At 70.4% G+C, this 15152-nt stretch carries 13 protein-coding genes and 1 pseudogene; 6 read left to right on the plus strand and 8 right to left on the minus strand.

Annotation, left to right across the window (positions count from 1 at the left end; translation table 11 throughout):
• Nucleotides 1-201: 201 nt before the first annotated feature.
• A complete protein-coding gene (locus E6U81_RS31455) occupies nucleotides 202-963 on the minus strand; it encodes an isoprenyl transferase (RefSeq protein ID WP_030850457.1) in 762 nt (253 codons plus the stop codon).
• A gap of 129 nt (nucleotides 964-1092) precedes the next feature.
• Between E6U81_RS31455 and mgrA the strand changes: the two genes are divergently transcribed.
• Nucleotides 1093-2130, plus strand: coding sequence for an L-glyceraldehyde 3-phosphate reductase (mgrA, locus tag E6U81_RS31460; RefSeq protein ID WP_136233433.1), 1038 nt, complete (start codon nucleotides 1093-1095; stop codon nucleotides 2128-2130).
• Between the two features lie 142 nt (nucleotides 2131-2272).
• Here the strand turns inward: mgrA and E6U81_RS31465 are convergent, their stop codons facing one another.
• Complete coding sequence (locus tag E6U81_RS31465; RefSeq protein WP_136233434.1) at nucleotides 2273-3022, minus strand: A24 family peptidase; 750 nt, start codon at nucleotides 3020-3022, stop codon at nucleotides 2273-2275.
• 120 nt (nucleotides 3023-3142) lie between these two features.
• Here E6U81_RS31465 and E6U81_RS31470 point away from each other — a divergent pair, with 120 nt between their 5' ends.
• From E6U81_RS31470 to E6U81_RS31480, 3 genes are all read left to right on the plus strand, one after another.
• On the plus strand, nucleotides 3143-3499 hold the full coding sequence (locus tag E6U81_RS31470) for a DUF192 domain-containing protein (RefSeq protein ID WP_136233435.1): 357 nt from the start codon (nucleotides 3143-3145) through the stop codon (nucleotides 3497-3499).
• A gap of 59 nt (nucleotides 3500-3558) precedes the next feature.
• Nucleotides 3559-4176, plus strand: coding sequence for an SMI1/KNR4 family protein (locus E6U81_RS31475; protein WP_136233436.1), 618 nt, complete (start codon nucleotides 3559-3561; stop codon nucleotides 4174-4176).
• Nucleotides 4177-4490: 314 nt separating this feature from the next.
• The gene (locus tag E6U81_RS31480) at nucleotides 4491-5777 is read left to right on the plus strand and encodes an extracellular solute-binding protein (RefSeq protein ID WP_168714786.1); all 1287 of its coding nucleotides are present in this window, start codon (nucleotides 4491-4493) and stop codon (nucleotides 5775-5777) included.
• Nucleotides 5778-5937: 160 nt separating this feature from the next.
• On the opposite strand, the gene E6U81_RS31485 is transcribed toward E6U81_RS31480, so the two are convergent.
• Complete coding sequence (locus E6U81_RS31485) at nucleotides 5938-6564, minus strand: hypothetical protein (protein WP_136233437.1); 627 nt, start codon at nucleotides 6562-6564, stop codon at nucleotides 5938-5940.
• A gap of 145 nt (nucleotides 6565-6709) precedes the next feature.
• Between E6U81_RS31485 and E6U81_RS31490 the strand changes: the two genes are divergently transcribed.
• Entirely contained in the window at nucleotides 6710-7897 is a 1188-nt protein-coding gene (locus E6U81_RS31490) for a serine hydrolase domain-containing protein (RefSeq protein ID WP_136233438.1), read from the plus strand.
• A 20-nt stretch (nucleotides 7898-7917) separates the two neighbouring features.
• Here E6U81_RS31490 and E6U81_RS31495 read toward each other — a convergent pair whose 3' ends face one another.
• From E6U81_RS31495 to E6U81_RS31505, 3 genes are all read right to left on the minus strand, one after another.
• Complete coding sequence (locus E6U81_RS31495; protein ID WP_136233439.1) at nucleotides 7918-8247, minus strand: nuclear transport factor 2 family protein; 330 nt, start codon at nucleotides 8245-8247, stop codon at nucleotides 7918-7920.
• A gap of 129 nt (nucleotides 8248-8376) precedes the next feature.
• A complete protein-coding gene (locus E6U81_RS31500) occupies nucleotides 8377-9213 on the minus strand; it encodes a polysaccharide deacetylase family protein (protein ID WP_136233440.1) in 837 nt (278 codons plus the stop codon).
• 265 nt (nucleotides 9214-9478) lie between these two features.
• Entirely contained in the window at nucleotides 9479-11077 is a 1599-nt protein-coding gene (locus E6U81_RS31505) for an MDR family MFS transporter (protein ID WP_136233441.1), read from the minus strand.
• 125 nt (nucleotides 11078-11202) lie between these two features.
• Between E6U81_RS31505 and E6U81_RS31510 the strand changes: the two genes are divergently transcribed.
• Nucleotides 11203-11784 (plus strand): TetR/AcrR family transcriptional regulator, encoded by a 582-nt coding sequence (locus tag E6U81_RS31510; protein WP_136233442.1) that lies wholly within the window; start codon nucleotides 11203-11205, stop codon nucleotides 11782-11784.
• Nucleotides 11785-12091: 307 nt separating this feature from the next.
• Here the strand turns inward: E6U81_RS31510 and E6U81_RS31515 are convergent, their stop codons facing one another.
• A complete protein-coding gene (locus tag E6U81_RS31515) occupies nucleotides 12092-12844 on the minus strand; it encodes a hypothetical protein (protein WP_136233443.1) in 753 nt (250 codons plus the stop codon).
• Nucleotides 12841-15152: pseudogene (locus E6U81_RS40130) on the minus strand (hypothetical protein); the annotation flags it as partial. The pseudogene E6U81_RS40130 and the gene E6U81_RS31515, both read right to left, overlap by 4 nt.

The raw sequence follows: 15152 nt of genomic DNA on the forward strand, positions 1-15152 counted from the left end.
ACCCCATGCCGTCCGCTGAGACTCGACACCCGTGGATCGGGCATCGACCTGAAAGGGATATTCCCCGATCAGGCCAGGCCATGCCATGGCATATGACGGACGCTCGGTGAATCCCTGGTGAAGGCTTCGAGGGGAGGGGAGGACGGGGCCGAGGGGGCACCGGAACGGGCGGAACCTCTCAAGGCGCCCCCTCAGGAGGCGTCAGGTGCCGTAGCGCCGGTGGCGGGCCGCGTAGTCGCGCAGGGCGCGAAGGAAGTCGACCTTGCGGAAGGCCGGCCAGAAGACCTCGCAGAAGTAGTACTCGGAGTGCGCGCTCTGCCACAGCATGAATCCGGACAGCCGCTGCTCGCCGCTGGTGCGGATCACGAGGTCCGGGTCGGGCTGGCCGCGCGTGTAGAGGTGCTCGGCGATGTGGTCGATGTCGAGGATCTCGGCGAGCTCCTCGAAGGAGGTGCCCTTGCGCGCGTGCTCCAGGAGCAGCGAGCGCACCGCGTCGGCGATCTCCTGGCGGCCGCCGTAGCCGACCGCGACGTTGACGAGTATCCCGTCGACATCGTGCGTGGCCTGCTCGGCCTCCTTGAGGACCGTCTGCGTCCCCGCGGGCAGGATGTCCAGGTTGCCGACGTGGTGGACCCGCCAGCGGCCGTCCGCGGCGAGGCCCCGCACGGTGTTCTCGATGATGTTGAGCAGCGGGCGGAGCTCGACCTCGGGCCGGTCCAGGTTGTCCGTGGAGAGCATCCACAGGGTGACGACCTCGACGTCCGTCTCCGTGCACCAGCCGAGCATCTCGGAGATCTTGTCGGCTCCGGCCTGATGGCCCTGCTCCGTCGTACCTCCGGACGCCTTCGCCCAGCGGCGGTTCCCGTCCAGGATGACGCCGATGTGCTTGGGCGCCGCATCATGGTCGAGGCGGCCTTCCACCCGGCGTGCGTAAAGCCTGTACACCAGGTCGCGCAGCTTCACGATCTTCCAGCCCCTCCGTGCCTTGCCCCCGTGCGAAATGCGGTCCCTCCCCCGAGTCCGCCACATTACTGCGCGGCGGGATCGGGTACCCAACTCGGTCTGTCACAACTCCGTGATAGGGAGGACAACGTGACTGATACCAATCCCTATCGGGCAGAGCCCTCGCGCTACGACTCCATGGAGTACCGGCGCACCGGCCACAGCGGCCTCAAGCTCCCCGCCGTCTCCCTCGGCCTCTGGCACAACTTCGGTGACGACAGAACCCTGGAGTCCCAGCGGGCGATCCTGCGCCGCGCCTTCGACCTCGGCGTCACCCACTTCGACCTCGCGAACAACTACGGGCCGCCGCCCGGCTCGGCCGAGCTGAATTTCGGCAAGATCTTTGCGCAGGACTTCGCGTCCCACCGCGACGAGCTGATCCTCTCGACCAAGGCCGGCTACCTGATGCACCCCGGGCCGTACGGCGAGTGGGGCAGCCGCAAGTACCTGCTCAGCTCGCTCGACGCCTCGCTCAAGCGGATGGGCGTGGACTACGTCGACATCTTCTACTCGCACCGCTTCGACCCGCAGACCCCGCTGGAGGAGACCATGGGCGCCCTCGCGTCCGCGGTGCAGCAGGGCAAGGCGCTCTACGTCGGCGTCTCCTCCTACACGGCCGAGCAGACGGCCGAGGCCGTGCGGATCCTGCGCGGGATGGGCGTGCGCCCGCTCATCCACCAGCCCTCCTACTCCATGATCAACCGCTGGACGGAGGAGGACGGCCTGCTGGACGCCCTGGAGGACGCCGGCATGGGGTGCATCTCCTTCGCACCGCTCGCGCAGGGCCTGCTGACCGACAAGTACCTCAAGGGGATCCCGGCCGACTCGCGCGCCGCCCAGGGCAAGTCCCTCAACCCCGACCTGCTCTCGGACGACGTGCTGCGCCGGCTGGCCGGTCTGAACGAGATCGCGTCCCGCCGCGGCCAGTCCCTGGCCCAGCTGGCGCTCACGTGGGTGCTGCGCGACGAGCGGATGACCTCGGCCCTGATCGGCGCGTCGAGCGTCCGGCAGCTGGAGCAGAATGTGGCCGCCCTGGCCGGCGCGCCCCTCTCCGAGGAGGAGCTGAAGGAGATCGATTCCTTCGCGGTGTCCACGCCCGGCACGAACATCTGGGCCCAGCGCGGCTGACCTGCATTTTCACCCCAACACCCGCGCGGGGAACGGGTGAACAAAAAACGGGCCGGTCCGTGGGGGGGATACGGACCGGCCCGAGGGGGGGGTTCCACCATAACCCTTCGTAAAGCATGCTGCGTGCATCGGCGCGCCATGATTACGCTCCGAAACCACCCAGCAGCACTCCGGTGAGTGCTCCGGCCGCCATGAAGGGGCCGAAGGCGAAGCCCTGGTCACGGGTCGCGGAGCCGCGCAGGAGCAGCGCCAGGCCGTACAGCGCGCCGTAGAGGAGGCCCAGGAAGGCCCCCGAGGCCCATACCCCCCACCCGTACCACCCAAGAGCGACCCCCAGCGAGAGCGCCAGCTTGACGTCGCCGAGGCCCATGCCTGCGGGGTTGATCAGATGGAGCACCAGGTACGCCGCCCCGAGCGCTCCCCCGCCCAGCAGGGCGAGCCGCCAGGACCCGGCCGAACCGGGCAGCAGGGCGGCCGTCCCGAGCAGCGCGGCCGCCCCGGCCGCGAGCGGCAGGGTCAGTACGTCGGGCAGGCGGTGCACGGCCCGGTCGACGAGGGCGAGCAGGACGAGGAGCGGGGCCAGCCCCGCGTACGCCGCCGTCTCGGGCCGTACCCCGACGGCCACCGCGATCAGGGCGCAGACCGCTCCGGTCAGGACGGCCGGGAGCACGGCCCGGGGCCCGTACGTGTGCGCGGGCCGGGGCCCGGCGGGCTCCGCCCGGATCGGGCGGCAGCGGGCCGGGCCGAGCCAGCCGCGCAGCCGGTGCCCCTGCGGGCAGCTCTCCCGCCAGGGATCCCCAGGGTCCACGGACAGCCGGTAGGCCGCGCGCGGCAGCAGCAGCCCGGCGGCCACGCCGTACCCGGCGGCGAGAAGGACCACGACCACACCCATCCGGGCAAGGTAGCGGTCGCCCGGCGCGGCTCGGAGGCGATCGGGCCGGATCAGGCCGCCGGGGCACGCGGGCCCGGCCTGCCCGCCCCGATCCGCCGGACACGGCCTAGGGTGACCGCCATGGCGCACTGGCATGACGGGCCCGCCACGTTGCGGGTCGGATCCGACCCCGCACCGATCCCGCTGGAGGTCGCCGCCTCGTACCGGGCGAGAACGCGCGGGCTGCTCGGGCGGGACGGGATCGACGGGGCGATGCTGCTGACCCCCGCGGCGAGCGTGCACACCTTCCGGATGCGGTTCGCGATCGACGTGGCGTACCTGGACCGGAACCTGCGCGTGCTCGACGTGGTCACCATGGCTCCCGGCCGGCTCGGACTCCCCCGGCCGCGCGCCCGGCACGTCCTGGAGGCCGCGGCGGGAGCCATGGCCGGCTGGGGTCTGGCGGCCGGGACCACGCTGGAAGTGGACACCGCCTAGGAGGAGCCCGCCGCCGGCAGTAGGTTGGGGCGGTTGAGCTGGGGCAACAGGGGAGCGGCATGACGGAGAACGCGCGGATCAAGGCGCTGGAGCAGATCATGCCGGCGACGCACGGCGCCGACGAGGACGTCGACTGGCCCGCGGCCGAGACGGCGTGGGGCACCCAGTTCCCGGCGGACTTCATCGCGTTCATGGGCCGGTTCGGCGCCGGCTCCATCAACGGCGAGGCGAGCATCCTGCTGCCGATGCCCAAGCCCGGGCTGCAGTGGGATCCGGCCGAGATGGCCGAGGAGACGGAGAACGCCCGGCAGATGTGGGTCGCGGAGGGCGGCCGTTCCGCCTTCGACGTGGACCCGGAGGCGATCATCGCCTGGGGTGTCACGGGCGGCTCGGACATCCTGTGCTGGTTGACCTCCGACCCCGATCCGAACCGCTGGCCGGTGCTGGTGTGCGGCCGGCACACCGCCGACTCCTTCGCCGTGTACCCGTACGGCATGGCCGAGTTCCTCCACCGGCTCTGCTCCGACGAGTTCGACGTGAGCCCGGTCAGCATCACCTTCTGGGACGGCGGCCACCTGAGCTTCGTGCACTGGCGCAAGGCCCAGCGCCGCTGGCAGGAGGGCCGCAACCCGGAGACGGGCGAGCCCGACCCCTACGCGGGCGATTTCGCCGACTGACCGACCGGTCCCGACCCCGGCCTCAACCCCGACTCCGGCCCCGCCACCGCCACCTCCCGCTGCCCACCGGCCCGTTCCCCGAGGGGAAACGGGCTTTTCGGCATGTCTACGCGCGTCTACTTTCCCGATCACATATCGGAAAACACCAGCCGGAAAAGAGCCGGTTGGAGCATTCACCACAAGTACGGCCCCAATGGAAAAACCACCCCTCGCGCAGGAGAGAATTCCGGCCAACGGGCCATCGAGGGATCACCCGGCTCGGAGCAACCCATAAGTAATAACGAGACGCAAAAGAAATTCAGGGGAATACACCCGTGCGACGGAGAATTTTCGGCACGACCGCCACCGCGACCGTGCTCGGCCTGCTGATACCGCTGGCCGGATGTGGCGGTTCAGGAGACGACGCAGGTGACGGAGGCACGCTGCAACTGGTCGCCGCCGAATACGGCGACAGTCCGGCGACCAGTTCCAAGCCCTTCTGGGACAAGGTGACGGAGGATTTCACCGAGGAGAATCCGGGAATCAAGGTCGAGGTCAAGCTCCTGCCGTGGGCCGACATCGACCGCGAGGTCTCCCGTATGGTCAAGGCCGGCAAGGCGCCGGACATCGCGCTCATGGGCTCCTACTCGGACTTCGCCGCCCAGGGGCAGCTCTATCCCGCGGACGAACTCCTCTCGGTCACCGCAGAGGCGAATTTCCTCCAGCCGCTGGCCGACGCCGGCTCGGTGGGCAACACCCTCTACGGCCTGCCCTTCGTCGCGAGCAGCCGCCTGCTCTTCTACAACGAGGCGCTGTTCACCAAGGCGGGCGTCAAGGAGGCCCCCAAGACCTGGTCCGACCTCAAGGCCGCCGCCAAGGCACTCAAGGACAAGGGCGTGAAGTATCCGTACGCCCTGCCGCTGGGCCCCGAGGAGGCGCACGCCGAGGCCCTGATCTGGGAGCTCAGCAACGGCGGCGGCTACGCCGACAGCAGCGGCAACTACAGCCTGGCCTCCGACCAGAACATCAAGACCTGGGAATGGGTCAAGGAGAACATGGTCGCGACCGGCTACACGGGCACCACGGCACCGTCGCAGCTGAACCGCGCGGATGCCTTCGCCGCCTTCACCCGCGGCGAGGTCGGCATGCTCAACGGCTACCCCGCGCTCGCCCACGAGGCGCGCGCCAAGGGCATCAACGTCGTCACCACCACCATGCCCGTCTCGGACGACCTCGGCCCCGGGGAGACGCCGCCGACCGTCGGCGTGGCCGACTGGATGATGGCCTTCAAGCAGAACGGGAAGCGCGCGGAGATCGGCAGGTTCCTGGACTTCGTCTACCAGGACAAGAACCTGTCGGACTTCGCCAGCCGCTACCACCTGCTGCCTTCCACTGTGACCGCCTCGCGCACCCCGGCGGGCGGCGGACTCGACAAGAACGACCAGCAGTTCCTCAACGCGCTGCGCGGCGCCCAGCTCTACCCGGTCAACGACCCGTCCTGGGTGACGGTCAGCGACACCCTCAAGCGCAACATCGGACGGGCCGTGGAACCGACCGGCAACCCCAAGGGCGTCCTGGAGGACATCGCCGCACAGGCCTCCCAGGCCTCCAAGAAGCACTGAAGTTCCCACTGAAGTCCCCCACGACACGGGACCTTCGACCCGGGCCGCAGACCACCCCGTGCGGCACCATGGCCCCTACGGCCCTCGATCCGGGGCCGCGGCCCAGTCGCCCGCCGAGCACTCACGAGGTGCGCGGGGCGGCCGGCCCCCGACGGCAGCCTCAGCGCTGCTTCCCGTGGTCCTGCGAGAACGCCGTCCGGTACTGCTCGCAGCTGGAGTTCCAGCGCAGTGAGCCGTGGAGCGTCCCGTAGCCCGAGCGCGTGAGCGACCATTCCACCGTGTACTCGCCGGTGTCGCAGGCGATCCGCCTGCCGCCCGCGACCTTCTCGCGCCCCGTCGCCGGCTTCCCGGTCAGCTCCTTGCGCACTTCCGCCACCGCGGAACGGTCCGCGCGGCGCAGTACGGCGTGCACGACGATCGGGTGCTCGCCCTCCTTGACCGTCAAGGCCTTCTTCACCACGGTCGAGTCCGACACCGACCAGGCGAACTCGTACGCGGGTTCCCACGCCAGCGTCTTCGGGTCGCCGGTCTTGCGCTCGTGGTCCGGCGCGGCCGGGTGGCCGGGGCGGGTGACCGTCTTGTACCGGACGCCGGGGTGGAAGCGGAACTGCCCCTCCACCTTGTGCATTTCGTCCTCGGTCCACATCGACTTCATGGTCTTCTCGCCGCCCGCCGGGTCCTGGAGGTACGTCGCCGCCTCCGCGGCGGTGGCCTGCTGAACGAGGACGGGTGCGAGGGCCGCGGCGGCCGTGGCGAGGGCGAGAGCGGCGGTGCGGGTTCGCTTCATGCCCGGACCAACGGGGCCCCGCCGTGGGCCGGAACGACGCCTTGCGGCCTTTCACCCGTACGGGAGTCACCCGGCCACCGGAATATCCGATGATCGACTCCGGTTCGGGAGCAGCGGAACGAAGATCCGGACCGAGGGGGATGCGATGGGTGGGAACGAGAACGCGGGAGCGGGCACGGGAGCGGCAGCGCGTGCGCGTGCGGCCGTCGGCGTGAACGGCACGGTGGCGGCCGGGTGGGAGCGGGTACGGGAGGAGTTCGAGGCGTTCGCGGCGGCCGAGCCGCACTCGCCCGAGGCTCAGCTCGCCGTCCACCACCACGGCCGGCGCGTCGTCGACCTGTGGGCGGGCGAGGACACCGACGGGGACACCCTGAGCGGGGTCTTCTCCATCACCAAGGGTGCCGCGCACCTGGTGGTGGCGCTGCTCGTGCAGGACGGCACGCTGGAGCTGGACCGGGCGGTGTCGGCGTACTGGCCGGAGTTCACCGGGGACGGCAAGGAGCGGCTGACGCTGCGCCAGCTGATCAGCCACCAGTCGGGGCTGATCAACGTGGACGGGGGCTTCGACTACGAGGAGATCGCGGACGACGCGCTGATCGCCGCGCGGCTGGCCGGGCAGAAGCCGTACTGGGAGCCGGGGACGGCGTACGGCTACCACGCCTTCGTGATCGGCGCCCTGACCGGCGAGGTCGTGCGGCGCGCGACGGGCAGGTCGATCCAGGAGGTGTACGAGGAGCGCGTGCGCGCCCCGTACGGGCTGGACCTCTACATGGGGCTCCCGGCCTCGGAGGAGGGCCGCTGGAAGCCGGTCCTGGAGATGCTGCCGACGCCCGAGCAGGCCGCGGCGCAGGCGGCGGACGGACCGGTGCCCGAGCTGCTGGCGGTGGCCTTCAACTGGCACCGGGAGCCGCCGATGGACCTGGTCGTCCACGCCAACCATCCGCGGACGCGGGAGCTCGGTCCGGCCTCGGCGGGCGGCATCGGCTCGGCGCGCGGCGTCGCGGGCCTGTACGCGGCGGCGATCAGCCGGGTGGGCGCCCGGGCCGCGCTGCTGGAGCCGGGGACGGCGGCCGAGGTCGCGCGGCTGCACACGCCGGGCCAGGAGGTCCTGACCGGGGAGACGGACCACTTCGGGCTGGGCTTCGAGCGGCAGCCCGAGGTGGGGCCGCAGGCCTTCGGGCACTGCGGTGCCGCGGGTGCGCAGGGCTTCGCCGACCCGGTCACGGGGATCGCGTACGGGTACACGCGCCGCCGCTACGGCTTCCCGGGCGGGCTGGCCCCGGAGAACGGGCGCCTGACGGCGGCGGTGCTGGAGGTGGCGCGGGGCCTGTAGGGCGGTCGGGCCCGGGCGGGTCAGGCCTGGCCGGTTTCGAAGCGGCTGATGCGCCCGCCGCCGGGGGCGATGGTGAAGCGCCAGGCAGTGCGCATCTCGCCCCAGGTGTCGTTGCGGTAGTCGATGACGAGGGCTCGGCCGCCGTCGGACTCCGACAGGACGTCCATGTGACCCCTGGAGTCGAAGATCTCCCGGTCGACCCAGTCGTGGAGGTCGCGGTCCGACCCGTCGTCGGACATGGTGGCGTCGGCCGTCAGCAGCTTCAGGAAGGCGTCCTTGTCGTGCGCGTTGACGGCGGCGACGAGGGCGCCGACCACGGGGTCGGACAGTTTGGCGGGGGCGATGGCCACGGGAGCCTCCTGGTCGGGCGTACGTTCGTCCGTGCCCGACCAGGTAACAACGCGGGCGGGCCCCCGTCGTCGACCCTCACCCGTTCGCGCGGCGGACGGCGTGTCAGGGGTGGCCGCACGGGCGGCGGCTCACGGGGCGTCGGGGGCGGTACGGACCGGGAAGCCGGTGGGCCGGCCCTGGTCCCTGAGCCAGGCCAGCACCTGGTCGAGGGCCTCGACGGTCTGCGCGCGATGGCCGCCGCCGTCGTGGAAGAGGACGGTCGGGCCGTTGCCGATCTCGCGCTTGACGGCGGCGACGATGGCGGCCGTGCCGGGCTTCTGGAAGTCCTTGGTGTCGACGTTCCAGCCGAGCGGGCGCATCCCGTTCGCGGCGGCGATGCGCCGGCTGTCGGGGGTGAACGCGCCGCCGGGGGCCCGGTAGTACTCGACCTTCGCGCCGTCGCCCGCGGCCTCTTCTATGAGCTTCTTCGCGTCCAGGATCTGCCGTTCCTGGTAGTCGACGGGCTTCTTGTCCATGGCCGTGTCGTGGTCCATGGTGTGGTCGCAGAGCCGGTGGCCGGCCGCGACCACCTTCTTGACGAGGTCGGGGTGGGCCTTGGCATGGGGTCCGACCATGCAGAAGGTCGCCTTGACGTCGTACCTGTGCAGCACGTCGAGCACCTGGGGGGTCCAGCGCGGGTCGGGGCCGTCGTCGATGGTGATGTTGACGGCGTCGCCGCCGCTCTCGGAGGAGTGGGCTATGCCCTCGGGTATTGCCTGCTGCGCCCCCGGCCGACCCGCCGGCCCGTGGCCGGAGTTGTCGGCGCCGTTCGGCCCGGCCACGTTCTGCCGGGAGGCCGCACCGACGCTTCCCGGTTCCACGAGGGTCGCCACTCCCCAGACCGTCGCCGCCACGGCGACGGCCGACGCGACGACGGCCGCACCGGCCCGGACGCCCTTCTTGTTCGTGTACGTCGAGAAACCCATGAACCGTCCACTCCCCATCCGCTGTGCGAGCGTTCCGCTGTGCGCGCGTTCCGTGGATCAGGACGTTCGTCGCCGTAGAGGAGTTCCAGTCAAATCACCCATAAATTCCCCGTAATGGGACTGACAGGACCGATGGGACTCATGGGACTTTGGTCCTTGATCGCCCACCACTCCTTCCCGGACGGGCGTGGCGGAAAACGGTCCGGCCCCGGCGGACGCGTACGTCAGCCGGGGCCGGGATCGTGTGCGGTGGGGCGTGCGCGGGTCAGTGCGCGAGGGACTCCTGCGCCGCGGGGGCGGACTTGGCGTCGACCGGGGCGGACTTGTCGTCGGCGGGGGCCGGACCCGCGCCCCGCAGCGGGACCTCCTTGACGAACCAGGCCGCCAGGAAGCCGAGTACGGCGACGGCCGCACCGAGCAGGAACGCGGAGTGCGTGCCGGCGGAGACCGCGTGCTGGTAGGCCTCGCGCACGGCCTCCGGCAGCTTGGCCAGGCTCGCCGCGTCCAACTGGGCGGAGCCTGCGGCTCCGGCGGCCTCCGGGCCCAGGCGCTCGGACATGGTGTCCGTGACCCGGGAGGTGAAGAGGGAGCCCATCAGGGCCACGCCGAAGGAGCCGCCGAGCGTACGGAAGAGGGTGGCCGAGGACGACGCGACGCCCATGTCCTTCATGTCGACGCTGTTCTGCGCGACCAGCATGGTGATCTGCATCAGGAAGCCGAGTCCGGCGCCGAGGACGGCCATGTAGAGGCCGGACACGAGGCGGGTGGTGCCGGTGTCCATGGTGGCGAGGAGGAACATGCCGACGACCATCAGCCCGCCGCCGACGATCGGAAAGATCTTGTACTTGCCGCTGTTGGTGGTGACGCGTCCCGCGATGAGCGAGACGAGCATCATCGAGAGCAGCATGGGCAGGAGCAGCAGGCCCGAGTTGGTGGCGGATGCGCCCTGGACCGACTGCTGGAACAGCGGGAGGTAGAGCACGCCGCCGAACATGGCGAAGCCGACCAGGAAGCCGATCACGGACATGAGGGTGAAGTTGCGGCTGCGGAAGATGTGCAGCGGCATGACCGGCTCGGCCGCCTTCGTCTCCGCGTAGAGGAACGCGGCGGTCGACATCACGCCGACGATGACGAGGGCGATGATCTCGGCGGAGGCCCAGTCGTACTCGGTGCCGCCCCAGGTGGTGACGAGGACGGTGGAGGTGATCGCGACGGTCAGCAGCGCGGCGCCGAGGTAGTCGATCTTCGGGCGCCGCCGCTCCGCGTTCTTGGGCAGGTGCAGCACGGCGGTCACCATGGCCAGGGCCACGGCGCCGAGGGGCAGGTTGATGTAGAAGGACCAGCGCCAGCCCATGTGGTCGGTGATGGTGCCGCCGACGAGCGGGCCGCCGATCATGGCGAGGGCCATCACGCCGGCCATCATGCCCTGGTACTTGCCGCGCTCGCGGGGCGGGATCAGGTCGCCGATGATCGCCATGACGCCGACCATCAGACCGCCGGCGCCGAGGCCCTGGATCGCGCGGAAGCCGATGAGCTGACCCATGTCCTGGGCCATGCCGCTGAGCGCGGAGCCGATCAGGAAGATGACGATCGAGGTGAGGAAGGAGCCCTTCCGCCCGTACATGTCACCGATCTTGCCCCAGATGGGGGTCGAGGCGGCCGTGGCCAGGGTGTACGCGGTCACCACCCAGGACAGGTGCTCCAGACCGCCGAGCTCCCCGACGATGGTGGGCATCGCCGTGCCGATGATCATGTTGTCGAGCATCGCCAGCAACATTGCGATCATGAGGGCCATGAGGACGACCCGCACGCTGCGTGGCTTCACCTCCTGCGAGGTCTCCGCGGGCTTGCTTGTCTCCACCATTTCCTGTCCACTCCCCTGGGCACTACCTGCCGGAACGGCACTTACTTGCCGCCCGGCTAGTTCACTACACTGGGGACCGTAGACCCGTAACTTGCCGGGCGTCAAGTAAGTAATCGAGGAGAGTCATGTCCAGCAGCAGTCCGCAGCGCCGTCGTGGCGACACGCGCCAGCGCATCCAGGACATCGCACTGGAGCTCTTCGTCGAGCAGGGGTACGAGAAGACGTCGCTGCGCGAGATCGCGGAGCGGCTGGAGGTCACGAAGGCGGCGCTGTACTACCACTTCAAGACCAAGGAAGACATCATCATCAGCCTCTTCGAGGACGTCACGCGTCCCATCGACGAGCTGATCAAGTGGGCGGAGCAGCAGCCGCGCACCCTGGAGACCAAGCGTGAGGTGCTGCGCCGCTACAGCGAGGCGATGGCGGCGGGCGCGGCGCTGTACCGCTTCATGCAGGAGAACCAGGCCACGACGCGCGAGCTGAGCATCGGCGAGACCGTGAAGAAGCGGCTGTACCGCCTGGTGGAGCTCCTGCGCACGGAGGACGGCCCGCTGACGGACCAGGTGCGCTGCGTCAGCGCCCTGTTCACGCTGCACGCCGGAATGATGTTCCTCCAGCACGTCGAGGGCGACCCGGAGGAAACCCGCCTGGCCGCCCTGGAGGTCGCCACGGACCTCATCACACAGGCGCACCACGAGGAGCCGTGAGCCACCACGACGAGCCGTGAGTCACTGCCCTCCTCCGAAGGGTCCTCGAAGCCGGCGGCCGTGGGCCTGCCGCAGGAGGTGGGATCCCCGGGATCGGCCTCGGCTCCCAGCAGCTCGAAGACGCCGCGCACCAGGGATGCCGGACGCGGTGCGTTCGCCGCGGCCACCTCGGGCTGCGGGCGTTCCCCCAGGTCCCGGGTGATCGGGGCGTCGGAATAGGCCGCGAGCGGCACGCCGGTGTGCCGTCAGGGTCCAGCCGTGCGCCGGGCGGCACGCTCCAGAGGTGCGGGGTCGCGTCGTGGCCGAACTAGCGGGACGCCCGGCCCACCGCGTCGCCGATGAGCTCGGCCGCGGCGATCTCGTCCAGCGCGACCAGGCCGGCGGCCTTGACGGCCTCTTCCGTCTCCGGGAGTCGGTCCGTCGGCTCCCAGCGCAGCTCCGGGCCGAACACCTCGTCGTGGCGCTCGCCCCGCACGACGCGGCGCCGCACGAGGGGAGCCCGGCCCCCGTCGGCGGCGTAGTACGAGACACGGCCCTTGGTGTCCAGGGCGTCGAGCACCGTCTCGCCGAGCGCCCGGAAGGGCGGAGTGCCCAGGTTCCCCTGCGGGGTTCCCGGACGGAAGGACACGCCGGTCAGGTCGAGGCCGCCCGCGTTGTCCCGTACGAACTCCCCGCCCCGCTCGTAGAAGAGGACCAGCGGTTCGTAGAGGTCCGGCAGGTCGGGCAGCGCGGCCGGATTCCGCTCGCGCATTTCCGCGAGGCGCACGGCGCCCGCACACGTCTCCCTGATCTCCGCACTCGGAACGCGGCTGAGGAACGCCTCGAGCTCGGCTTCCGTTTCGGGTGAAAGACGAAACTCCGGGTCCACGTATTCCGTGACGTCGAAGAAAGGCCAGGCACTTTCGACCGCATACTCCTGCGCCCACAGCGCGGCGCGCCTCAGATACTCCCGCATGAGAATGCGCCGGGACATGACACGTGCCAGCACGTGGTCCCAGTCACCGACCCACTCCACCGTGCGGAGCCGGTTCATCATGACGGATGCGGTCCGGTCGGTCACTTGAGTTCAATTCCCTTCGATCGCAGCTCCTGGAAGAGGGCCGCCATCACTTCGTCGATGTTGGAGAGACCCGGCGCCAGCTCGACCATCGGCACGTCCAGGTCGAGGCCGCCCCAGTGGCCGAAGCCACCTCGCCGCTCGCTCGCCGCCAGTTCATGGGCTCCGGCGTCGGCCCAGCTCTCCGGCCAGTTGTGATAGAAGCCGGATTCGTCCGCGTTGGCGTAGGACTCCCACAGGTGCGGCTCGTCGCGTACGTAGGGGATGCCCGCCTCGATGAACTGGCTCTCCGCATATTCGTGAGCAATATACCGCTCGAACCTCACCGCCTCTTCAGGAGTCAGACTGCGCTCAGCGGCCGCCTGCCAGATATCGGCGATGTCGCGTCGGGGAGTGAAATACGCGTGCCGTGCGGCACCCGGGGCCTCGGCCACCACGTGCTGCGTTCCGAAGAAGTGCGTGCGGACACGATCCAGCACGCTGGTACTGATCCCCGTGTTGTCCGAGATGGCCGCGATGTCCAGGCTCTGCGGGTTGGCCCTTACGTCGTCGTAGAAACGTGCCGCCATCGCGTCGTCGGGTTCTTCGATGTAGCGAGCACCGTCCGGTCGGGCCTCGGATTTGCCGGGCAGTTGCATCTGCTCGGGCATGCCGGCGGCCCCTTCGGGCAGGGAGTCTCCCGCACCCTCGCCGCCCGGCCGGTGACCGGCACCGCCGTCGTCACCGCCGTGACCGCCGTGACCGCCGCTGCCGTCGCCATGGGCACCCGTCGGGGGGTCCGCGTGGTGCGCGCCACCGGCGGGTGAGCCGTCATGGCCTCCACCCGTGGACGGTCCGTCCGTATGACCACCACCGACCGGGGGTTCATGGCTTGCGGAGGGGCCCGCGCCGTGGTGGTTCGCATTTCCGCCCGGGGGGTGGTCGCCGCCTCGGCCGCCGACTCCCGCGAGCTCGTGCTCCGGGACCCTGGCCGGGGTGTTGTCGATGCCGCGCGGGGTGTTGTCGATCGCGTGGACCGGGTCGGAGATGTTGCTGCCGAGGTTGATGCCGTTGTCGCCGCCGCGGGCGCCGACGCCGACCAGTTCGCGCTCCGGGACCCTGGCGGTGGACGGGGTGTCCGTCTTCGGGGCTTCGGTGCGCGGTACGCCCGAGTCCGCGTCCGGCTTGCCTGTCGGGGCGTCCTTGACGGACTGGTCGAGGGAGCCGTCCGCCTTGAAGATGTTGCCGTCGGGGTCCATGAACTTCGGCGGGCCGTCCACCGGGAGCTTGACCGTGCCCGGAGGGAACGTGGTGGTGCCCTCGGGCAGCTTGATGTTGCCGTCGGGGAGCTTGATCGCGCCGTCGGGGACGGCCGAACCGGACGGGAGGTGGATCGCGCCGTCGGGCAGCATCACAGCGCCGTCGGGGAGGGCGATCGCGCCGTCCAGGTTGATGTTCGGGACCTCGACCTTGCCCATGCCCTTCAGGCCGGCCATCACGTCGCCGATCTTCGAGAGGCCCGCGCCCGCGCCCTTGAAGATGTACGTCATGGGGTCGACGATCCGGCCGGCCTTGCCCGCGACCGACAGCGCCTTCGCCGCCGCGCCGGCCTTGCCCGCGCCCGAGACGGCGCCGCCCGTACCGCCCGTGGCGATGGTCGTGATCACGTTGAAGGTGACCGCGCCCGCCGCGCGGCCGGGGTTGGAGCCCCACTGGTCCCACGCGAGAAGGGCCTTGCCCGTCTCCTTCATCGCGGTGCGCGACTCACGCAGGTAGGCGGGAAGCTTGTCGTCCGGGACCGCCATGTACAGCGCACCCACACCGGGAATCATGGCGATCGACAGGCCCGTCCCGAGCTTCGCCAGGCCCGCCCACGACTGCTTGAAGGTGTCCCAGCCCTGCAGACCGACCAGGCCGCCGAGACCTTTCAGGGTGCCCCACACGCCGTCGACGAAGAAGCCCTTGGTGAACTCCCAGCCGTGCTCCCAGATCTGCCAGCCGGGGATGGACTCTTCCACCGCGTCACCCCAGGGCAGGGACTTGGCCTGCTTGAGCGCCTCGGCGTCGTAGCCGTACATGTCGGGGGCGTTCGAGCCGTCGTTGACCCGTAGGGGCTTGCCGCCCACCAGCGCGACGATCTTCGCGTGGGCAGCCCGTTCCACCTCGTGGAACTCTTCCCACACCTCGGCGACCTTGTTACGGCGCTCGAGGTTCTCGTCGATCAGGTCGCCGTCTTCACGCCACTTGTCGTCGTCGGCGACCTTCGTGCGGAACGCCTCCGCTTCCGCCCGCAGGTTTTCCAGCTTCTTGATGACGGGCGCGGCGTCGCGGG

Origin of the sequence: Streptomyces sp. A0592 (genome assembly GCF_004795115.1) — a bacterium.
Classification (GTDB): Bacteria; Actinomycetota; Actinomycetes; order Streptomycetales; family Streptomycetaceae; genus Streptomyces; species Streptomyces erythrochromogenes.